Source organism: Brevibacillus sp. AG (genome assembly GCF_028369215.1).
GTDB lineage: Bacteria > Bacillota > Bacilli > Brevibacillales > Brevibacillaceae > Brevibacillus > Brevibacillus porteri.
The window spans coordinates 379,371-400,561 of record NZ_JAQMYO010000006.1; the positions used below are offsets into that span (position 1 = coordinate 379,371).

Sequence of the window (21,191 nt, forward strand, 5' to 3'; positions counted from 1 at the left end):
ACATGTAAGTAGAAACAAGTAGCTTGCCTGAAACGGGGGAACAACGCCATGAATCGAATTTTGTTCGGGATACTTGTCGTCGTGACGACATCATTGATGGGCTCGTCTTTTGCGGTGGGGAAAATTGGATTGGCCTATTTTTCATCATTGCTGCTGGTAGGACTGCGTTTTACGTTAGCAGGACTGATCATGGGAGCGTGGGTATGGAAAAAGCCGCTTCCGAAGTCGGCAGGTGAATGGGGGAAGCTATGTTTGATCGGATTTTTGCAGACGGCCGCCGTCATGGGATGTATCTTTTTGAGTCTGCGTACAATTACAGCAGGTGAATCCTCGATCCTGACGTTTATGAACCCACTGCTCGTGGTCATATGGGGAACGTTGTTTCTAGGAATATCTTATCGGTTGACGCAATGGATGGGCGTTCTGATTGGATTGTTTGGGGTGTTCATCACGCTTGGCTTCCATCTGCAATGGGAGACAGGGACGTTGTTCGGCATCGGGTCCGCCCTTGCGTGGTCAATTGCTACGATTCTCGTCAAAAAGTGGGGAGTCCGCTTCAATGTGTGGGTGATGACTGCCTATCAGATGTTGTTCGGAGGAATTCTTCTCCTTGTTATGGGGTTCACGCTGGAAACGCCGAAGCTGATTGTGACACCGACCGCTGTGTTCGTCGTCCTTTGGCTCGCGATTATGGCTTCCATTGTGCAGTTTGCGACGTGGTTTTACTTGCTGAATCACGGAGATCCGGGCAGGACGAGTGCTTTCTTGTTCCTCGCTCCGTTCTTCGGTGTTTTGTCGGGGTGGTTGCTGCTCGGTGAGGTCGTGCAATGGCATGTGTATATGGGCGGATTGTTGATTTTCGCAGGGATTTTCCTGGTGAATTGGACGTTTGCTCCGCGAAGGCAAATGAGTGAAAAAGCACAGCTGGCAGAGTAGCTAGCTGTGCTTTTTGCATTCATCCACATGCAGTCCGAACTCGGTCATAAATCCAGAGCTGCCTAACGGCGTGACACGGACTGCTCTCCCTCCTGGCACTCGCTCGATCCAGCCAAGCTCAAAAAAGCGGTTAGTGAGTGAGGCCCCGAGGCTGCCTGCCAAGTGGTGGCGACGCTCGCTCCAATCCAAACACGGACGGGCAAAACGACGCCTGCTCTTCGGCTTGGCCAAAAGGTCTACGCCGAGTGATTGTAGCTTATTTTTTCCGGCTTCACTGAGCACGTAGTCTTGACCGGATGCTTCAATCAACTGCAATTCCAACATTCTCTGCGTCAGGGCAACGCCCACTTCGCCTGCGAGATGGTCGTAGCAGGTGCGAGCATAGCGGATGGCTCGCAATTGGTCGGACTCGCGCAAGGAACGAACCGGCTTAGGTGCAGCGATAGTCATTAACGATTCCATGGCTTGGGCGACTTCGGGGTTGGCTAGGCGATAGTAGCGATGTCGGCCATGCGATTCGCTGACCAAAAGACCGCCTTCCACCAGCTTTGCCAAATGCGTGCTTGCTGTTTGGGGGGTGACTTTTGCGTTTCGGGCGAGTTCACTGGCGGGGAGTGCCTTACCGTTCATCAGGCTGACCAGGATGGAGACACGGGATGGTTCTCCTATGAGAGATGCGACCTCTATAATATTCGGACTGGTACTCATCAGACAGTGGACCTCCTCATCATTTTTCTCTTCTTACCCATGACTCTAGCAGATTCTTACAGTGAAAAAAACAAGAGATGTTCCGTAAATAGTTGTTGTAAAATATATCCAAACGAGATTGGGGGAGATCCACATGGAGACCAAGCAATGGCGAGTAGGAATTTTTTTGTTTGACGATGTGGAGGTGTTGGATTTTGCAGGTCCGTTTGAAGTATTCTCGGTGACATCTATGGAAAATGGCAGCCATATACCTTTTCGTGTAAAAACGGTATCGGAAAAAGGGAACATGATTCAAACGCTAAATGGTCTAAAGGTTCAACCTGATTACAGTTTTGCCAATATGCCTGTTTTTGATATTCTCATCATTCCTGGTGGGATAGGTGCGAGGGAACGAGAAGTACATAATGAACAAGTAATCAACTGGATTCGTGAACAAATGCAGCAGGTGGAGCTGATGGCCTCTGTCTGCACAGGAGCTTTTTTACTGGCAAAAGCAGGCATATTATCGGGCAAAAAAGCAACGACCCATTGGGCCAGTCTCGATCGAATGGAAAAGGAATTTCCAGAAGTCGTTGTGCAAAAAGGAGTAAAATTCGTGGATGAAGGAAATATCGTGACATCTGCTGGGATCTCAGCGGGTATCAATATGTCTTTTCATATCATCAAACGATTAGTAGGCGCGGAAGTAGCAGAACAGACTGCGAAGATAATGGAGTATGATATTGTCCTCTAAATGAAAGCGGCAGTCCATCTTTTTGGATACAAGAAAAAGGGATGGACTGCCACTGATGAACAGCTATACGATCATTTCGCGGTAATGCTTTCGCCTTGACGCGGATTCAATCCGTTCTCCCATTGCACGCGAATGGATTTGCTGTTGAACAAATCTTTGCCGTCAGAAACCTGATAATGCAGATGAGGCTCGCTGGAATTACCAGAGTTGCCGCATACCCCAAGCAAATCCCCTTTCTTCACATGATCGCCAACCTTTACCTTGGCGGAGCCTTCCTTCAAATGGGCGAAGTAGCTGAATTCTCCGTTGCCATGATCGAGGATGACGACGTTGCCAGCGGGCTGCTGCGCGTTCATCGCTCCGACAGGGACATTATCCTTGATATCATTGATGACATGCACGACGGTTCCTGCCTGCGGTGCGAGTATTTCTTGCCCGAATGCGAAATAGCTCTCGTTTTTCGCAGGATCACCTTTATAGGATAATCCGTCTTTGACCTGAATCAGATCGTATGCATAGCGTTGACTTTCCACCTCGTAGTGATAGTTTGAAAGGACATTCTGACCTCCCCAGAACACATACCACTCACCTGTAAACGGGGCGCTATACGCCAGCTTTGTCAAAGCATTGTCGGTGTCAGGGTAGCTTTGCAATGGCTTTAATAAAACGCCTGTAATGATCCCTTTTTCATCCGTCGTAAGGACGAGACCCCGTTTGGCGTCCTGATCCACCCAGGTATCATAATAGCTGCCGTTTACGTACGTGTGGGAATGGTGATTCCACGACTTCAACCCCTTGCTAAAAGCAGTATACCCTTCTACAAATTGTGCTTTTGAAACCTGCTGTTTGAATGACGAGCTTGTTTGCTCATACACATCCTCTATTTTTCCGTTATGGAGAGCTTGCACAAAAGATTCCGTTTTAACCGTCATCGACTTTGCACCTTCTTCTTTCTTTGTGGGGGATTCAGTAGTAGAGGGTATTGCGGTTGCTTCTGATTGCACAGCACATCCTGTCAACAGAATTGCTCCTACACCGAGTGAAATCCAAACTTTTTTCATGTTGCCACTCCTATCTTGTTTTAAGCGCTAGCTCTATTATAGAAAGCCACTCTTATCGGACATGAAACGCTACCTTACAGGATGCTTAAATCGAACGTACGCAAAATTATGATTCCGTTAAGGTTGTTGTGGACACGCGCTGACACTACGCATGATAAAATGGAGGATAACGCAAAAGCGCAAAAGGAGCGAAGTGATCGTGAAAGATGCAACTATCCTTCTCGTGGACGATGAGCAAGCCATTCTCCAATTGCTTGAGACCGTACTGCACAAAGAAGGATTCCACTCGATCGACAAGGTGAAAACGTCTGAGGAGGCGCTCTGTGCATGCGAACGAAAAGGCTATGACCTGATCGTCTTGGACGTAACGCTTCCGAACATGAGCGGCATAGAAGCATGTCCATTCATCCGCCGTCTGACTGATGCGCCGATTTTGTTCCTGAGTGCGAGAGATACCGATTTTGACAAGCTGACCGGATTTGCCGTTGGTGGGGATGATTACGTGACGAAGCCGTTTAATCCGATGGAAATCGTCGCACGTATCAAGGCATTGCTTCGTCGTACGCGCAAACTGAACCCGGTCGTACCGACAGCACCCGTTCAAGGGGTCTATGATTTTGGTCGTTTTCAAGTCTATGAAGCAGCAGGGGAGCTCTATGTGGAGGGGAAAGTCATTCCTTGTCCGTCCCTTGTTTTTCAACTGTTGCTATTTTTGTGTAAAAATCCGAATCGGATATATTCGAAAAGCGAGCTGTACGAACGAGTATGGGGCGTGAATAGCTTACGTGATGACAACACCATCATGGTACATATCCATCGGATTCGGGAGCGCATCGAGCCCGATCCAGCGCAACCCGAGTTTTTGGTGAACGTCAGGGGACTCGGGTACAAAATGGTGAAAAAGGGCCTTCCTTATGAATATTAAGAGCAGAATCGCGCTCCATCTGATCATGTGGCTGGTGCTGGTTGGCCTCATCCTCTTTGTGTTAGCCGGGTTTACGTTATATTGGACGCTTGAAGAAATGACAAAGGTACAGTCCTCACGTGAATTTGAGAGTGTCGGCTTGCAGCGGCTGATCCAGACCATTGAAGTAGAGGGAGAGGATGTACGTTTTGACCCGAAGCTGTTGGAGAAGGTGCGAGAAAGCGGAGGGTGGCTTCAGCGGATTGATGAAAAGGGTTATGTCACCGACTCTTTCTTTACCCCGCCTGACGTACCCAGTTATTACGGTCCTGGTCAATTAACGGCTTATTGGCTCCGAAAAAGCCCGTTTCCGTATCGATTATCGTTATGGATACAGGAAAAAGACGGCGTGGTACACACCTTGCTGTATGGGATGACGAACCGCGATGACGATTTTTTGCAGCAGATGATTAAGGAGGCTGATCTGAAAAATAACGAGATCATGCTTCCTCTAAGCACCCAAAACCAACTGAAGAGTAAAGAGGGCTGGGTACAACTCCTGGACCCGAAGGGAGCAGAGCTGGCTTCATTCAATAAGCCTGCAAAAGCGATCAAAGATTTCTCTGTGGAAGAGCTGGCGCTACGCTCGATATACCCGGATCGCTACGGAGCAACAATCGTATCGCATTATGATCAAAAAAGCGGCCAAACCTGGGTACTCAGTTATCCGTTGCCAGGAACGACTCCCGGGGAAGAACCGCTATTGACACCGGAAAGTAAGGCCCTTTTCATCGGAATGGGCATGTTACTCTTATCGGCGATGTTCGTCTTCGGGATTGTGTCCTACTTGTTCGGACAGCGATTTGGCGCACCGATTGTTCACGTATTACGGTGGCTGACCTTTCTGCGTGGAGGAAAGTACGAGGAGCCTGCCAATGCGGATGGTGTTCCACTCAGCCAAGACAAGCGAGGGAAGAGAAAGCGCAAATATCGTATCTACCAAGATGTGATTGACTCGATGGATTCCTTGTCACAAACGCTTTACCGCAACGAAAAGCTGCGCCAAGAAACGGAGCGATTGAGAAATGAGTGGATCGCAGGCGTTTCCCATGATCTAAAAACGCCGTTGTCCTCTGTCAAAGGGTACGCGCATCTGTTAGGAAATGCTGAGTATACGTGGACGACAGAAGAGGTACATACTTTCGCGAAAATTATTTTGGACAAGTCAGCGTATATGGAAGACTTGATCAACGATTTGGCGCTGACGTATCGATTGAGGAACGGACAAGGAGCTCCTTCAGTAGAGCTCGTTGACCTGAATGGTTGCACGGCTGAAGCCATTACGGAAGCAGCCAAACATCCCTTGTACCCGGAAGGCTGCGTCCGGTTTACCCCCTCTGCCGAGCCTGTTTACATGCTCATCTACAAGCCTTGGTTTCAGCGAATCGTGGATAATCTGGTTGCCAATGCCTTGATTCATAATGAGAGCGGTACAATTGTATCCATCAGCGTACAGGCTGTCGAGCCATCAACAGTTGTGCTCATTTTTAGCGACAATGGTAGTGGGATGGATGAAGAAACAGCAGATCGACTATTTGAGAGGTATTATCGTGGCACAGACACCGAGTCCAGGACGGAAGGCTCTGGTCTTGGGATGGTCATTACTAAAGCATTAGTGGAAGCGTTTGGTGGTTCCCTCGAAGTGAAAACTGCTGTCGGGCAGGGGACGACGATTGCGATTACGTGGGAAGCGGAGCAACCGCCTCGGGCTTAAATAGGTTTTGATGGAGAAGAAAAGGCTGCGTTTTGCGAGGTCAGGGTTGACCAGCAAAGGCAGCCTTTTTCGTTTGCAAGATTATATGGTTACACCTTAAATTGCTGAATCGATTCATGCAGCTCGTCTGCCATTTTTGACAAGGAAGCAGCAGAAGACGAAATTTCCTCCATAGAGGCTAATTGTTGTTCAGCAGCAGCGGAAATGTTTTGTGTTCCGAAAGCCGTTGTCTCAGCAGTGGAGGCAATAGTTTCAATGGAATGGACAGCTTGCTCTGCTCCGGTCGTCATGTGATGAGTGGCTGTGGTCACTTGCTGAATTTGACGTGCTACTTCTGTCGTTCCAGACAAAATTTCCTGGAAGGCCTTGCTGGCTTCATGTACGACTTCGATTCCAGCCGAAACCTCAGATGTCGTCGTTTCCATCACGTATACGGCTTTGTTCGTATCGACTTGAATCGCGCTAATGAGATCTTTAATCTGCTGAGTAGATTTTGCTGATTGCTCGGCCAAGATACGTACTTCATTGGCAACGACAGCAAATCCACGTCCATGCTCTCCAGCACGGGCCGCTTCGATTGCAGCGTTTAGCGCCAACAGGTTCGTTTGTTCAGCAATCGAGGTGATGACCTCAACAATTTTACTGATTTCCGAAGAGCGGTGACCAAGCATTTTGATTGAATCTGCCAACTCAAGAACAGTAGTGCTGATGGAATTCATTTGAGCGATGGCACCGTCAATCGCTTGATTGCCGCTTGAGACCAGCATGTTCGCTGTATCGACTGTCAGAGAGACTTGTTCGCTACTGGATGCAATTTGTTGCAGACGCGAAGACATGTCGTTGATCGTTTTGACGGTTCCATCGATCGTTTTGGATTGATCCTCTGCTCCGAGGGCGATCTCTTGCATCGTGACGGCAATTTGCTCGGTTGCCTTGCTCGTCTGTTCTGCACTCGCCGTCAGCTCCTCAGAGGTAGAAGCGACATGCAGAGAGCTGATGCGGACATGAGAAATGAGCTGGCGCAAATTCTCTGTCATATGGGTCACGTCATGTACCAATTGCCCAATTTCATCACGGTTTTTTATCACGATGTCTTTCCCTGATAGATCACCACCGGCAATTTCTTTCACGCGCTCAGCAACCAAGGAGATGGGCTTGGAAATGAACCCGGAGGCATACCATGAGACGACGAATCCGACGATCAAGGAGATTCCCAGCACGATCATCAAATCAGACAGCACTTCTTCGGCAGGGGCATTGAAATCTTCCATGTAGCTGCTGGCGCTTACGATCCATCCCCAGTGAGGGTCTAGTTTGGAGTAGGCGATTTTTGGATAGAGAACATCTGGCTCCGTTGGCTTCAACCACTGATAGTATGTAAAGCCGCCACCTTCCTGACCGCGCTTAATCATTTCTTGGGTAAAAAAGATACCGTCAGAATCTTTTGCATCCCACTGATTCTTCCCCTCAATCGAAGGAGAGGCCAGCATGACACCTTTCTCATCCAGAACGAACATGTATCCACTAGCACCAGTATCGATATTTTTGTTAATGGAGCGGGTTCCATCCGATTGCTTAGGTCCGAGGATGTGAATTTTTACTTGCTCTTGTGCATCTTCTTTGCTGATTTTGCCAGATTCGACTTGTTTCTGGAGAACATCAATCATTTCAATCGTCAAGTTCACGTTGTTTTTTAAGATGCGACTGCCCATATCGTCCAAGCTGTAGCTCGCAGAATAATAGCCCTGAATTCCAATGTTAAGGCAAGGAATCGCCATTAGCAGGAGACATAACAGGATGAGTTTGGTACGAAGAGAGCTTGAACGGGAGAACTTGGCTGTTTTCATAAAGAACACCTCGTTGGTCCATAGTATTTGATCTAGAAAAGAAAACACCAAGATGATTGCCCTAGACTTACGTCCTATATCGACAATATGAAAACGTTTTTATAGAGGAATTTTAAAAAATCCACAAAAAAATTATATAAGTAAATGTTGCTGCATGTATGAGCAGATTCGAAAGCAGTACAGACCAGCAGGAAATGGTATGATAGGAGGATAGAACGCTTACGGATGGAGGCTATCCAATGAAATTTATCGATAATCAAGGGATAACAGATCCACGGATCAATTTGGCCATTGAGGAATACGCCCTGAAGCATTTGACCAACAGTGACGACTACTTGCTGTTTTATATCAATGAACCTTCTATTATTATCGGAAAAAACCAAAACACAATTGAAGAGATCAATTCGACCTATGTAGAGGATAACAACATTCACGTCGTTCGCAGACTGTCTGGCGGTGGTGCTGTTTATCACGATCTGGGCAATCTCAACTTCAGCTTTATTACGAATGATGACGGCGAGTCCTTCCACAATTTCCGCAAATTCACGGCTCCTGTAGTACAAGCCTTGAAAACATTAGGGGTAGAAGCAGAGCTGACTGGACGAAATGACATACAGGTCGGGGAACGGAAAATTTCTGGCAATGCGCAGTATTCAACCAAAGGACGCATGTTCAGCCACGGCACGCTGCTTTTTGATTCGGAGATGGAAAACGTCGTGTCTGCGCTGAAGGTAAACGCAGAGAAGATCCAGTCCAAAGGGATCAAATCCATTCGCAGCCGCGTCGCCAACATTTCGGAGTTTTTGGTGAATAAGATGACCATTGAAGAGTTCCGGCTGGCGATACTTCGTTCGATTTTTGGAGAAGGAGAGATCGAAGAATACAAGCTGACTGACGCGGATTGGGAGAAAATCCACGAGCTTTCCCGTTCCCGTTACCAGACTTGGGAGTGGAACTACGGCAAGTCACCGAAAAGCAATTACCGTCAATCCAAGCGTTTCGATATCGGCACCGTGGAGATTCAGCTTGATATTGAGAAAGGCAGAATGAAAGAAGCGAAAATATACGGGGATTTCTTCGGTGTACGTGATGTAGCAGAGCTGGAAGCAGTGCTGCGAGATACGCCGTATGATCGTTCCTCTATCAGTGAGCGACTGGCCGATATCAATCTTCAGGAGTTTTTCGGGCAGCTGGATCAAGCGTCTTTTGTCGATCTATTACTCGTTTAAAAAGTACGTCAAAAACCTAACTTTTGTTAGGTTTTTTTCATTTCCTCCTCTGATAGCATTAGTTTGCATGATTTTGTCATACAAAAGAAAAAGAGGGGGTATTTACATATGAGCAAAAAGCAGCCAAAGGCCAAAATCATTCTAACGGCTGTTGTTTCCACCGGTTTTTTGCTTTCTTTTGTCGGCAATGCCTATGCAGCCGTTTCTTATCCGATTAAAGAAAGGCAGACAATCGGCATAGCCAGTCCGTCAGTAGCAGAAGACCAAACAGATGAGGAAGTTCGAGAGGCATCAGAGGAAGTAGTAGAAGACGAGAACCAGTCAGGGGAGTCCTTGCTAGAGTCAGAGGAGCATACAGCGACCAACGGCTTCATTGCCTATCGATTGGAGACAGCTCCAGACAAGGCACCTGTTGCAAAGGATTTCCGTTTGACGGCCGCTATAGATGATCGAGATCCCACTCGAATCAAAATCAAAAACTTTGTCTGGCTAGAGGAAGAACAGCTTGTATTGCTCAGTTTTTCACCGATTCGTGCAGCGAAAAAAGAACAGACGGTTTCCCTGCGCTTGCAGTATGACGGCGAAGAAGAGGAATTAGAACCATTCGTAATCGCCGAAAGAGGGACGAAAGCAGAGCGGATTGAGCTGGTAGCAGTCGCAGAGGATGCCCGGCTATCTACCAAAGATCATACGGATAAGTCGCTAACGCTGATCGCCGTTGCATTTGATGAAAATGACCGCATCGTTACTGGACGGGAGCTGTTCTGGAGCTCTAGCAATAGACGAATTGCCTTCGTCAACTTTGAGGGCAAGGTAACAGCCAAGAAAGAAGGCCTGGTAGAAATTACGGCAAAAATGGACGAGGCGGAGGCCGTCTTTGAGATAGCTGTAGATGGAGCCGAATTGCCTGATTTGCCCGCGCTTTCTGTCAGCGAGGCGGTGATAGAAGAGGCAGGAGCAAATGATGGCAGCATCACGGCAAAACAAACGCTTAAGCTGTCTAACGGCAAGTTCCTTGGTGAATTGTCTGCCGATGATATCGAGGTACATAATCTGCCTGACGGGCTGGATATTGAGAGCAAACAAGAGAGTGACGACGAGCTCACCATTTTGTTTACAGGACAGGCCAGGAAGCATACAGGCGCGGACAATGTAAAAGAGGTCAGCTTCACGATCGACAAGCGAAACATCAAGCGCGCACAGGAAGATGTCACGAGTGACAGTTTTTCCATTCGTTTCAAAGACCCCGTCATTGTGATTCCGTCCCCAATCGATCCTCCGCCGATCCCGGCTCTGCTAAAAGCGAAGAGAGCAGTCGAAGAGCTGTTTACGGATGGGAAAAAAGAAGAACTGCGCCCAGGCACGACACAGAAACAGATCGATGATGCGAAGAAGCTGGTCGAGGGGCTGGACAATCGTGTATCAGAAAAGCCGGGTCTGCTCGCCGATATTGAGAAGGCACAGGAGCAGTATGACGACTTGTTGCTAGTCGAAGCAAAAAAAGCCGTTCGTGACCTGTTCACCGATGAAAACCAGACAGGGCTAAAACCAGGAGTGACACAGAGCACGATCGATGCAGCGAAGGAAAAGGTAGAAAAGCTGAAAGACGGCTCGGAGACAAAGGTATTGCTGTTAGCGGATATCCAAAAGGCGCAAACGTTATTGGACAACGGGAAAGATTTGTTGAAAGAAGTAAAGCAAGCAGTAGAGGGTCTATATACAAATAATGATATGGTTGAACTGAGGCCCAAGGTTACTCAGGAAATGATCGATGCGGCCTTTGCCAAGGTCGAGCTTCTGAGTGAGGGCCCAGAAAAAACACACTGGATGTCCTATATATCAAAAGCACATTTGTTGTTCAACAACCCACGAATAGATCGCTTGCCTGATGCCGAGATCGAGCTGCCGATTGCTCCGACCCAGTCTCGTCAAGTTACGATTGCCGACAAGTGGGAGCCAGCAATGGACAAGAGGGCATTGAGCGAATATCTTGAGGTATCTGTAAAAAATCAGCCCCTCTCGTATCGTTATGACAACCAGTTGGACCGTTTTGTGATCAATGAAAAGGAATACATCACCGTCGAGGTCGACGAGTCAATGCTGGAAATGACCCATGGAGATTATGGAGTGACGATCAAGGCAAAGCCAACGGTAATAGAAGATGACAACTCTTATGCAGTGTTTAAGCTGTATCGGGGTGAAAATTTGTTGGATACAGAGGAGATCAGTGTCGGATTTGACGCTACCCCCCCACAATTGTCTCCAGACGTCACCTGCGAGGGAACAACCTATACCTTGTCAGCGTCAGAACCACTTCGAAATGACCCGAACCCCAATTTGAGAATGTTATTCTCACCTTCCGGGAATTTTGACGACAAGAGAGAGGTAACGGCGTATGCCAAATTCCAGGTGTCAGGAAACACCATTCGCGTAACGTTCCAGGATTCGTTCTACACCACGTACGGGTCTCTCATCACGGAACAGAGCAAGGTTTCCTTTGACCCAGGCTTCTTGAGGGATAAGGCCGGAAATCTTATACAAGGTACAGCAACAGCACCTGTAAAACCCAAACAATGAGCAAGCCAAAGTCCATCGAGGAGGTACGAACATTGCAACTAGAGGAACTGACTGCTAGCACTGCACGGGCGTATAAATCGTTAGTGCACCCCAAACACCTGGAGTGGTTGGACCAGATCAACGGCTCATCAGTTTGGGGATTCGGGGCTTCTAACAACAATCAGCCTGCGGGCATCGTGTTGGGGCGATCCGCTGTAAACGAAGGACAGGCCAAGATCATCGAGCTAGTGGTAGCAGAGGGGCATCAACGGCGGGGAATGGGCATGAAGCTGCTGTGGCACGCTGAGCAAAAAATGAGAGAGCAAGGCAGCAGCGATGGACAGTTCGCTGGGTTCATCAAAGCACAAGATTTTTCATGGCTCTCCAAAATTGCGATCAGGGAAGGCTGGCAGTTGCCAAAGGTAAAAACCTATATGTACACACTCGGCTCGATGCGGTTGGGTGAATGCCATTGGATGGAGAGGCTGGCACTCCCCGAAGGTTTTACCCTCTTTCCCTGGAAAGACCTGACGCCAGCAGAGCGACTGGACATTGAACAGGGAGAAGGGCAATGGTACACACCGCTGTTGTCTCCGTTTTTTGAAGAAGGAAAATTCGATCCTGATTACAGTACAGGCTTGCGCTATCAGGGGGAAGTCATTGGCTGGGTGATCGTACAGCGAATGGCTGGTAATATGCTTTTGTACAAAACGATGTTCGTACAGGAGAAGTATCAGCAGCAGGCAAGAGGAATTGCGCTGTTGATGAAAACCATTGCACAGGCTCAGCCAGCATTTCCCTTTGGCATTTGCTTTATCGAGCATGAAAACGAGCCCATGCTGCGGTTTATGGAAAGAAGATTGGGTCCGACGATTTTGCATCGGAAGCTCTGGATTGAAACGACGAAGGTGCTGGCACTGCAATATGCAGATCACCTGTGCTAAATGGATGGAAAGCTTCCTGTATTTGCAGGAAGCTTTCCATTTTACCTCGTATTAATTTTGCGAATTCTGGTCCTTGCCCTCATTTTCTACCGAAAAGTGGAACAGACTTTCTTGAAGCTGGTCAGCGGTATTACTGAGAGACTCAGCTGCTTGCGCAATCTCTTTCATCGCTGTCAGCTGTGATGTTACTGATTGTTTTACCTCCCGCGTATGTTCGGAAGCGGAGCGACTGATCGCAACGATCTCGTTCATGGAAGCAGCCACTTCCTCCGTTCCCGCCGAGATTTCTTCCGTAGATGCAGAAACCTCTTCGGTCTGTCCAGTAATCTCAACGATATTTCGGTAGATGCCCCCAACCATTTCTCCTGCTTGCTCGATCAGATGCACGCCTTGCTCCACTTCTTTTACGCCTGATAAAAGAGTTGCAGCAGCTTTGTCGGTCATGGACTGAATATCATGTATCATGCTGGTGATATCCCCAAGGGAGTTCGTTGTTTGTTCCGCCAACTTTTTCACCTCGCTCGCCACGACAGAGAAACCTCTGCCGTGTTCGCCCGCGCGAGCCGCTTCAATCGAGGCGTTTAATGAAAGCAATTGCGTTTGCATGGCTATCTCATTGATGACTGCCACAATGGTTCCGATTTGTTTGGTCATTTGTTCCAGCTTGTCCATGTCTTCTGAGGATTGACCTACTGTTTTGCGAATACCGTGCATATGGGTGACAACCTGCTGCAACAAAAGATTCCCTTGTTCTGCGATTACCTGTGAGTCCTGGGTTAAGGCGGAGACCTCAGTTGCAGATGTAGCTACTTGTTGGACCCCTTCCGCCATTTCGTTCATCGCGAGCGCCGTCTGCTGCGCCCCTTCATGCTGAGATTCTGTCCCTCGCATGATACTGCTCATCGCCGCATCGATTCGGTTGCCCATCTGTGCGGCTTCTGCCGAGACTGCCGTCAATTGCTGTGAAGAGCCTGCAAGAATCGCAACTGTGTCATGCGCCTGCTGAATCGTAGTGCGGAACGAATCGATCATCGTATTCAGACTATCCGCAGCGACCCCCAGCTCGTCCCGGGAAGAATCACGCCAATTCACAGTCAAATCGCCCGTGGACAATACCTGAAGGACTGTAGTCAAGCCTAACAAACGCTTGAGAAGACGGCGAGTCAAGATATAGACCACAAGTACAAGTCCGCTGCCTGATAAAACCATCCCCACCAGTAGGATCGTGTTGTATTGCTCCAGTTCTGCCAGCGCTTCTTTTACGGAAATGGTTGCCCCAACGGACCACCCGGTTATAGGGATGGGAGAGTAGGCAACATATTTTTTTACACCATCGATGTCGGCTTCCTCAATCCCGCTTTCGCCCTTAATCATTTTGGTGGCGATACGGGCACGATCCCCTTCCTGCTCTGTAAACTTGGCTTTCATCACCAATTCAGTCTGCGGATGATACAGGACCGTACTGTCGTCGGACAGCAGGAAGTTGTATCCCGACTCTCCCAGCTTATAGACGTTCATGATTTCCGGCAGCTTGTCCAGCAGCAGGTCAATTGCAACAAATCCAAGGACTTTTCCTCCGTCTTTAACAGGCAGAATGGCACTGATAACCAGCTTGCCAGTCATCGCATCCACATAAGGATCGGAAAACCATACATCGTCCTTTGCTCCAGCCTCTTCATGCCATGGGCGTGTTTGGATATCCCAATCCGGTTTGGAAAGTGTCTTCCCGTTCCCCAACAAAAAGTTCCCTCGTTCATGGGCAATCCATACCAACGACAGCAGCGGGTCTGTGCCAGCTATCGCATCAAGAGAAGCCATCACATCCTGATAACGCGTATCCGTCTGAACGGTATCCCTGTCTAGGTCGGAACCAAGCAGCTTGAGAAACTGTTGATTGGTCGCCATTTGCCGTACCAGAACCGCTTTCTCCTCTAACAGAGCATCTACATCTGCGACAATACTTTCGCTGTTCTTCTGGAGACTTTTTTCAACATTGCTCACAATTAACGCGCGTGTTTCTGAATAAATCCAGTAGCCCAACAAAGAAAAGGTAATGAGGATGACGCATGTCAGCAATAAAATCATTTTGAATGAGATAGTGTTACGCCATGCCATAAAATTCCTCCATTGTCTGCATCTCTGCGTTAATATATTAGATAGTTAATGGATACCCTGAATTCGTTTATGTCGAAACATGGCGAATTTAACCAATTCTCCTACCAAATAAAAAAAATGGATAGAGATCCAGGGTTAGCTGAATTTCTATCCATAAATTTTGTGGGACGCAAGACAGTAGTTAATTCACCTTTGTAGTTCTTTCTTACATGGACGGAACTTTTCTTCCACTCGGTTGTTGCTTTGTGACGGAACGGTATTGTAGTTGCTTTCTTTGGAAGTGGTTGTTCCCGATCAGGGCCAGAATCACGAGCAAGGTGCCACACAATTCGTAACGGCTAATCTCATAACCTTGTAACGCCATCATGGCAAAGGTCGTGATCGGAACCAGGTTGATAAACAAAATGCCGTTGAGCGGAGTGAGTAGCTTGATGCCTGCATTCCAGCTCAAAAGAGCTACAAAACCGGGTAAAAGAACCATGAACGCCATTTCGTACTTGATGGACATCACCGTTTCGACGGTAGGAACCGGAAGCCATTGAAAGAGTGAAGCAGTCGTGACAATCACGAAATTCAATCCTGTTCCTAAGAGACACGTCAACGTGGAGTAGCGAAGTGTAGACCACGTGCTAAAACGCCCGCCGCCGATCGAGTAGACGACCCAACCCACGACACCAATGAAAATGAAGAACAACGGAATCAAATGCTCACTTGCTGTAGTAAAGAAGGTAAGATTGCCATTGGTAATAACAAGGACAGCGCCGACCAAAGCTATCAGAATCGTCGCCAAAGTATAGTACGGTGGCAGCTTTCTAGTAGTAATGGACAAAAGTACAATCGAGATCATCGGCATGAGCACTTCCATAATGGACGCTGCAATCGTGCCGGGCTCTCCCATCAAATCCTGCCCGAGAAATACTCCCATATTGTAGACGGTAAACGCCATTGTTCCAAAAAATAGCAGAGACTTCCCGCGCCCCTCAAGACGAAAAGCAGACAAGCCTTCTTTTGCCCAGAGCAAACCGCACAAAATGATCGTTACGAAAAAATAGCGAAGAAATGAGAAGTAAAATGGATCGATCTCTTGCAGCGCGATGTGCGCAACTGGAAACATTGCCCCCCATGACATACTGGCCACCATGCAGAAAATAGACCCCAAAAGTAGTTGCTTGTTCATTAAGCGATTTCTCCCTTTCAATCTGAAGCTGACAAAGTTGACTTACCACATCATACTGGATGGAAATATGTTAGTATAATGATTGATAATAACTTTATGTATCATTTTCAGTGATAGATGAAAGAAGGGGGAGAAACGTGGAGATCAACGATTTGAAAATATTCCAGATGGTCGCCACTTTAGGCAGCGTGAGCAAGACCGCCGCCGAGCTAAGTTATGTTCAGTCGAATGTGACTGCGCGGATCAAGCTGCTGGAAAAAGAGCTGGGGACACCTTTGTTTTATCGCAACAAGCGAGGCATGACCTTAAATACAGAAGGGAAGCGCCTGCTCGAATATTCGCGAGAAATCATCGCCAAATTCGAAGAAATGCAAAAGTACTTTCATCGGGCTTCCGAGCCGTCCGGTGTGCTGGAGGTTGGGATGGTCGAGACGATCAATGCCCTTCCGAGGTTGCTATCCTCGTATTGCAGCCAGTATCCGCATGTGGATATCTCTCTCAAGGCAGGTGTGACAGAGAATTTGCTGCAAAAAGTACTGGATCTAGCGCTGGATGGAGCGTTCGTGAGTGGACCGATTAACCATCCTTTGATCGAGCAGGAGCAAGTGTTTCAAGAGGAGCTGGTGTTGGTAACGAAAAACAGTTCCTTCACTGCCAGTGATATCACAGGGAAAGCTCTTTTGCTCTACAAGAAGGGTTGCGGGTATAGAGAGCGGTTAGAGACCTGGATGAAGGTAGAGGGCTTGATTCCGAAAAAAGTGATGGAATTCGGAACGTTTGAGACAATCATCGGGGGCGTAGCAGCGGGGATCGGCATTACCATTTTGCCGAAATCGGCAGTACACCATTTGGTCGAGAGCGGAACGGTTCATATTCATCGCATCCCGGAGCCTTATCATGAGGTGACAACCGTCTTTATTCGCCGAAAAGATTCATTTGTAACGAACACGATGCAAGCGTTTCTGAACGAAATTCGTTTGCAGAAAACGAAAACGTAAGTGCTACAATTTCCTCTTCCATATGTCAGAAAAATATGGTAAATTTTATTTCAGAACAAACGTTCTGTGTTTGGCTGTGCAGAAAAAGGAGGGAGCGGCTCAATTGATGGACAGGTATACCGAAATTGACGAAGTGATCGCTTATATACATCGACATTTAGATGAGCCGTTGCCACTTTCCCGGCTGGCGAATCATGTTGCGTATAGCCAGTATCATTTTGCACGGATTTTTAAAGAAAGAATCGGTCTCCCGCCGCTTTATTACGTATCGACCATGCGACTCCAAAGGGCAAAGGATTTACTGCTACGCACGAACATGAGTGTTCGCGACATTGGTCTGGAAATTGGTCAGCAGAGTCTGGGGACGTTCTCTACCCGTTTTACGGAGCGTGTCGGGGTATCGCCTAGCGAATTTCGAGAAACGGCCCAGGTAGCGGAAGACCGTCTCCGTTCCTTGCAGCAGTTGACAGAGTGGACTCGGTTACATCCAGCCCCCGAGCGACCGATGACCATTGCAGGGACAATCGAGTCTACAGAGCCTTTTCAAGGCGTCATTTTGATTGGTTTGTTTGCCAAGCCGATCCCAGAAGGTCTCCCTTTATACGGCACATTGCTGCCCTCGCTAGGGAATTTTTGTTTTACCAATGTCAAACCGGGCACGTATTACTTGATGGCGACGTCTGTTGCCTGGGGCATGCAGGCAATGGATTTTCTCCTGCCGTACGAGACATTGCGCACACGTTCCAAGAAACCAATCATTGTCTCACCAACTACGATCGTCCCTCATCAGCAAGTTACTCTTCATGTGCCTCATCCGGACGACCCTCCCATCTTGATTTCTCTTTCTTTGCTCATGAACAGATTCATTCAGAGGCTCCCTCAATAAGAACAAGTCCCTTGTTTCAAAATGGCGGTCTTACGAATCAGCGGACTGCCTTTTCGTCATGGGCTGGTTAGAATGGAGCTTCTTGGGAAAACCTACTATCACAATAGTCGAACTTTTTTCCTCGAGCAGGATATTGGGCGAAAAAGCGAAATGATAACTAGGCGCGAATATCATGCGCAAAAGAAAGGAAAGCAGGGAACGAGCATGTCAAAGCCTTACAAAAAAGTTTTTTGGGCAGCCGGTTTTGGTTGGATGTTCGATGCCATGGATGTTGCACTTTTATCTTTTATTATGGTGGCATTACGACAGGAATGGGGTTTGACAGGGGAAGAGGCTGGGCTCTTAGGGACGGGTAATCTCGTCGGTATGGCGATTGGAGCGATTGTAGGTGGCTATTTGGCTGACCGAATTGGCCGCAAGCCAGTGTTTTTGCTGACCTTGATCTTGTTTGGCTTGGCGAGCTTTGCGAGCGCTTTCGCAACTGGTTTTGCGACCATGCTGCTGTTCCGCTTCCTGATGGGACTCGGTTTGGGTGCCGAGCTGCCGGTAGCCTCGACGCTCGTAAACGAGTTTGCGCCACCGGAGAAGCGAGGAAGTACGGTTGTGCTGTTGGAGAGCTTTTGGGCGGTCGGTTGGATCGCGGCAGCTGTCATATCGTATTTCATCATTCCGGACTATGGCTGGCGCGTGGCTGTCATGATCGGGGCGTTGCCCGTCGTGTATGCCTTGTTTGCCCGGCGGAGCATTCCTGAATCTCCGCAGTTTCAAAAGCAGGCCGAGAACATTCCGATTGCAACGCTGTTGACGTCCCATCGGACAGAGACGATTACGCTGTGGGTCGTCTGGTTTGCGATTGCTTTTTCGTACTATGGCATGTTTTTATGGATGCCATCTATTTTGGTCGACAAAGGTTTTACGATGATCAAAAGCTTCCAGTACGTACTGATCATGACGTTGGCCCAACTGCCAGGCTATTTCGCGGCAGCCTATCTCGTGGAAAAATGGGGACGGAAATGGACGCTGGCGACCTTCTTGTTCATGACCGGAGTCATGGCCTTTGCTTTTGGACAAAGCAGTGGCACGACAGAGCTGTTGGTGACGGGAGCCTTCTTGTCCTTCTTCAATCTGGGGGCCTGGGGTGCTTTGTACGCGTACACGCCGGAAAATTATCCGACACCGCTGCGCGCTACCGGTTCTGGGATGGCATCCGGTGTCGGAAGAATTGGCAGTATTATCGCACCGTATCTCGTCGGTTACTACTCGTCGCATCATTACAGCTACACGTTCATTTTTAGTGTCTTTACCGCGGTGTTGATCGTGGGAACACTCGTCCTGCTCATGTGCGGACGAGAAACGAAAGTCCATGCTAATTCGGGACCTCGTACTGGCCAAGTATAGCACGCGCCTGCTCTATGACCTCCCGTTTCAGTTCTTGTGGCTCCAACACTTGGATGTGTGGGCCGAAGCTGAGCACTAGCGAGCATGCTGACGCAAGTGTATGAAATTCAACCTCTGCTTCCATCCAGTCGTCTGTTGCGGCTTGGGTGGAGGCTATTTTTATATAACGCTCCTGTTTTACAGCAGGCAACGACTCTTTTTTGACTAGCAACCGCGCAGGGTAACGTGGGAGGCTGGATTTGAAGTCCAAGGTGGATTGTTCCCAATAGGAAGCGAGATCGAAATCGCTTGGGCGGATGAAGCAATCATCTAGCAGCTGCGCATCCAAAAGTCGTGAAATCCGGTACGTCCGCATGTCCTCGTCCACTTTGGCGACCAAATACCAGATGCTGCGCTTGGCGACGAGTCCGAGCGGGCAGACAATGCGCTCTACGGTCACATCCTCGCGCATGTAACGAATGAACAGCTTGCGGGAAAGCCATACGGCATCTTGAACCATCGATAAGAAAGGAAACGTCTCTGTCGATTCATGCCAGCCTGCCCCATCGATATGAAGGAGCTGGCGTACGTGGATGGCATCCTGCTGAACGGTTTTTGGCAGGGCAGACAACAGCTTGAGAAAAGCAGCTTCATAGTTTTCATGTAGTCCGAGATCATTCAACAAGGCAGCAGGGGAGGCTACGAGCAGGGATTGCAGCTCATCTATTTTCATTCCGGTCAAATTACTGCGATACCCTTCTGCCAAAGTCCAGCCCCCATCTGCACCGCGCAGCGCATAGACGGGAACGCCTGACGCACTCAAAGCTTCCATATCACGATGAACAGTTCGCTCGGACACCTCCAGCCTTTCTGCTAATTGCTTGGAAGTCATGCGACCGTGGTTTTGCAAGAGCAACAAAATCGTAAGGAGTCGATCTGCCCGCATAAAAAGCCCTCCTAGAAGTAAAAACAACATTACTTTGATTGTATCGTAACGAATATGACAGCAGTTGTCATATTTCCTTCGTTATTCTTGATATATGAATCGATAAAGGAGGCATTACGAATGAAACCATTACAAGGCAAAGTAGCGGTGGTAGCAGGCGGCACAAGAGGAGCAGGACGGGGGATTGCAGTCAGTCTGGGAGAAGCAGGGGCAACGGTATATGTGACGGGACGCACGGTGCGTGGTCAGCACTCTGATATGGCACGACAGGAGACGATTGAAGAGACAGCAGAGCTCGTGACGGCAAGCGGCGGAATCGGGATCGCTGTGCGCGTCGATCATACGCAGGAAGAAGAGGTAAAAGCGTTCTTTGAGCGAGTAAAAGCGGAGCAAAATGGACAGCTCGATCTATTGGTCAATGACATCTGGGGTGGAGACCCATTGACTCACTGGGGGACGCCGTTCTGGGAGCAGCCATTGGCAGACGGTCTATTGATGCAAGAGCGCGCCATTCGTACGCATATGATCACCAGTCACTATGCGGTTCCGCTCATGGTGGCACAGAAAAAAGGGTTGATCATCGAAATTACGGACGGAGTCGACTATCGGTACCGCGGCAATCTGTACTACAGCTTGGCAAAAATCTCGACGATTCATCTAGCTGCTTCGATGGCAGAGGACTTGCGCCCACACGGGGTTACCGCGTTGGCTTTAACACCGGGCTTCCTACGCTCGGAAGCGATGCTCGATCATTTTGGCGTGACAGAAGAGACGTGGAGAGAGGCAGTGAAGCAAGAAAAGCACTTTATCATGTCGGAAACGCCTGCGTACATCGGTCGAGCAGTAGTTGCGCTGGCTACGGACCCGGCTGTTGCAGAAAAAACGGGGAAAACGGTCAGTACATGGGGCTTATCGGACGAGTATCCTTTTACGGATAAAGACGGTAGCCGCCCGCATTGGGGAGATTACGCCGAGGAACAAGGGCTTTACCGCTAGTTGC

General features: G+C 48.6%; 17 protein-coding genes. 11 read left to right on the forward strand and 6 right to left on the reverse strand.

Annotated features, from left to right (window positions below; genetic code table 11):
- Window positions 1-48 precede the first annotated feature (48 nt).
- Window positions 49-936: a DMT family transporter gene (locus POF51_RS18160; protein WP_271755841.1), complete on the forward strand. Its 888-nt coding sequence runs from the start codon at window positions 49-51 to the stop codon at window positions 934-936.
- Here POF51_RS18160 and POF51_RS18165 read toward each other — a convergent pair whose 3' ends face one another.
- The gene (locus POF51_RS18165; RefSeq protein WP_017251251.1) at window positions 937-1,644 is read right to left on the reverse strand and encodes an ArsR/SmtB family transcription factor; all 708 of its coding nucleotides are present in this window, start codon (window positions 1,642-1,644) and stop codon (window positions 937-939) included.
- A gap of 133 nt (window positions 1,645-1,777) precedes the next feature.
- Between POF51_RS18165 and POF51_RS18170 the strand changes: the two genes are divergently transcribed.
- On the forward strand, window positions 1,778-2,377 hold the full coding sequence (locus tag POF51_RS18170; protein ID WP_106835297.1) for a DJ-1/PfpI family protein: 600 nt from the start codon (window positions 1,778-1,780) through the stop codon (window positions 2,375-2,377).
- Between the two features lie 71 nt (window positions 2,378-2,448).
- On the opposite strand, the gene POF51_RS18175 is transcribed toward POF51_RS18170, so the two are convergent.
- Window positions 2,449-3,438, reverse strand: a complete 990-nt coding sequence (locus tag POF51_RS18175; protein ID WP_271755842.1) for a M23 family metallopeptidase — start codon at window positions 3,436-3,438, stop codon at window positions 2,449-2,451.
- A 199-nt stretch (window positions 3,439-3,637) separates the two neighbouring features.
- Here POF51_RS18175 and POF51_RS18180 point away from each other — a divergent pair, with 199 nt between their 5' ends.
- On the forward strand, window positions 3,638-4,363 hold the full coding sequence (locus POF51_RS18180; RefSeq protein ID WP_106835299.1) for a response regulator transcription factor: 726 nt from the start codon (window positions 3,638-3,640) through the stop codon (window positions 4,361-4,363).
- Window positions 4,353-6,116 carry a sensor histidine kinase gene (locus POF51_RS18185; protein WP_271755843.1) on the forward strand — a complete coding sequence of 588 codons (1,764 nt, stop codon included), beginning with the start codon at window positions 4,353-4,355 and terminating at the stop codon, window positions 6,114-6,116. Before POF51_RS18180 ends, POF51_RS18185 begins: the two co-directional genes overlap by 11 nt.
- An 89-nt stretch (window positions 6,117-6,205) precedes the next feature.
- Here the strand turns inward: POF51_RS18185 and POF51_RS18190 are convergent, their stop codons facing one another.
- Complete coding sequence (locus POF51_RS18190) at window positions 6,206-7,963, reverse strand: methyl-accepting chemotaxis protein (protein ID WP_173623006.1); 1,758 nt, start codon at window positions 7,961-7,963, stop codon at window positions 6,206-6,208.
- A gap of 239 nt (window positions 7,964-8,202) precedes the next feature.
- Here POF51_RS18190 and POF51_RS18195 point away from each other — a divergent pair, with 239 nt between their 5' ends.
- From POF51_RS18195 to POF51_RS18205, 3 genes are all read left to right on the forward strand, one after another.
- Window positions 8,203-9,192, forward strand: coding sequence for a lipoate--protein ligase (locus POF51_RS18195; protein WP_271755845.1), 990 nt, complete (start codon window positions 8,203-8,205; stop codon window positions 9,190-9,192).
- A gap of 108 nt (window positions 9,193-9,300) precedes the next feature.
- Window positions 9,301-11,769, forward strand: coding sequence for a toxin Cry1Ac domain D-VI-related protein (locus tag POF51_RS18200; RefSeq protein ID WP_271755846.1), 2,469 nt, complete (start codon window positions 9,301-9,303; stop codon window positions 11,767-11,769).
- A 32-nt stretch (window positions 11,770-11,801) separates the two neighbouring features.
- Entirely contained in the window at window positions 11,802-12,692 is an 891-nt protein-coding gene (locus tag POF51_RS18205) for a GNAT family N-acetyltransferase (RefSeq protein WP_271755847.1), read from the forward strand.
- 51 nt (window positions 12,693-12,743) lie between these two features.
- Here the strand turns inward: POF51_RS18205 and POF51_RS18210 are convergent, their stop codons facing one another.
- On the reverse strand, window positions 12,744-14,807 hold the full coding sequence (locus POF51_RS18210; RefSeq protein ID WP_271755848.1) for a methyl-accepting chemotaxis protein: 2,064 nt from the start codon (window positions 14,805-14,807) through the stop codon (window positions 12,744-12,746).
- A gap of 205 nt (window positions 14,808-15,012) precedes the next feature.
- Window positions 15,013-15,984, reverse strand: a complete 972-nt coding sequence (locus tag POF51_RS18215) for a DMT family transporter (RefSeq protein WP_069848497.1) — start codon at window positions 15,982-15,984, stop codon at window positions 15,013-15,015.
- Window positions 15,985-16,121: 137 nt separating this feature from the next.
- On the opposite strand from POF51_RS18215, the gene POF51_RS18220 reads away from it, so the two are divergent.
- The 3 genes from POF51_RS18220 to POF51_RS18230 all read left to right on the forward strand — a co-directional run bounded on the left by POF51_RS18220 (window position 16,122) and on the right by POF51_RS18230 (window position 19,266).
- Window positions 16,122-16,982, forward strand: coding sequence for a LysR family transcriptional regulator (locus POF51_RS18220; RefSeq protein ID WP_017251241.1), 861 nt, complete (start codon window positions 16,122-16,124; stop codon window positions 16,980-16,982).
- A gap of 106 nt (window positions 16,983-17,088) precedes the next feature.
- Entirely contained in the window at window positions 17,089-17,868 is a 780-nt protein-coding gene (locus POF51_RS18225; protein WP_069848492.1) for a helix-turn-helix domain-containing protein, read from the forward strand.
- Between the two features lie 204 nt (window positions 17,869-18,072).
- Complete coding sequence (locus POF51_RS18230; RefSeq protein WP_069849116.1) at window positions 18,073-19,266, forward strand: MFS transporter; 1,194 nt, start codon at window positions 18,073-18,075, stop codon at window positions 19,264-19,266.
- On the opposite strand, the gene POF51_RS18235 is transcribed toward POF51_RS18230, so the two are convergent.
- Window positions 19,235-20,191, reverse strand: coding sequence for a helix-turn-helix transcriptional regulator (locus POF51_RS18235; protein WP_069848489.1), 957 nt, complete (start codon window positions 20,189-20,191; stop codon window positions 19,235-19,237). The two genes, POF51_RS18230 and POF51_RS18235, sit on opposite strands and share 32 nt — an antisense overlap.
- Window positions 20,192-20,311: 120 nt before the next feature.
- On the opposite strand from POF51_RS18235, the gene POF51_RS18240 reads away from it, so the two are divergent.
- On the forward strand, window positions 20,312-21,187 hold the full coding sequence (locus POF51_RS18240) for an SDR family oxidoreductase (RefSeq protein ID WP_069848486.1): 876 nt from the start codon (window positions 20,312-20,314) through the stop codon (window positions 21,185-21,187).
- Window positions 21,188-21,191: the final 4 nt, after the last annotated feature.

What these genes read in the sequence shown, in the direction of transcription:
- POF51_RS18160 (WP_271755841.1), top strand. Translation starts at nt 49, where the DNA reads ATGAATCGAATTTTGTTCGGGATACTTGTCGTCGTGACGACATCATTG.
- POF51_RS18165 (WP_017251251.1), bottom strand. Translation starts at nt 1,644, where the DNA reads ATGAGTACCAGTCCGAATATTATAGAGGTCGCATCTCTCATAGGAGAA.
- POF51_RS18170 (WP_106835297.1), top strand. Translation starts at nt 1,778, where the DNA reads ATGGAGACCAAGCAATGGCGAGTAGGAATTTTTTTGTTTGACGATGTG.
- POF51_RS18175 (WP_271755842.1), bottom strand. Translation starts at nt 3,438, where the DNA reads ATGAAAAAAGTTTGGATTTCACTCGGTGTAGGAGCAATTCTGTTGACA.
- POF51_RS18185 (WP_271755843.1), top strand. Translation starts at nt 4,353, where the DNA reads ATGAATATTAAGAGCAGAATCGCGCTCCATCTGATCATGTGGCTGGTG.
- POF51_RS18190 (WP_173623006.1), bottom strand. Translation starts at nt 7,963, where the DNA reads ATGAAAACAGCCAAGTTCTCCCGTTCAAGCTCTCTTCGTACCAAACTC.
- POF51_RS18195 (WP_271755845.1), top strand. Translation starts at nt 8,203, where the DNA reads ATGAAATTTATCGATAATCAAGGGATAACAGATCCACGGATCAATTTG.
- POF51_RS18200 (WP_271755846.1), top strand. Translation starts at nt 9,301, where the DNA reads ATGAGCAAAAAGCAGCCAAAGGCCAAAATCATTCTAACGGCTGTTGTT.
- POF51_RS18210 (WP_271755848.1), bottom strand. Translation starts at nt 14,807, where the DNA reads ATGGCATGGCGTAACACTATCTCATTCAAAATGATTTTATTGCTGACA.
- POF51_RS18215 (WP_069848497.1), bottom strand. Translation starts at nt 15,984, where the DNA reads ATGAACAAGCAACTACTTTTGGGGTCTATTTTCTGCATGGTGGCCAGT.
- POF51_RS18225 (WP_069848492.1), top strand. Translation starts at nt 17,089, where the DNA reads ATGGACAGGTATACCGAAATTGACGAAGTGATCGCTTATATACATCGA.
- POF51_RS18230 (WP_069849116.1), top strand. Translation starts at nt 18,073, where the DNA reads ATGTCAAAGCCTTACAAAAAAGTTTTTTGGGCAGCCGGTTTTGGTTGG.
- POF51_RS18235 (WP_069848489.1), bottom strand. Translation starts at nt 20,191, where the DNA reads ATGCGGGCAGATCGACTCCTTACGATTTTGTTGCTCTTGCAAAACCAC.
- POF51_RS18240 (WP_069848486.1), top strand. Translation starts at nt 20,312, where the DNA reads ATGAAACCATTACAAGGCAAAGTAGCGGTGGTAGCAGGCGGCACAAGA.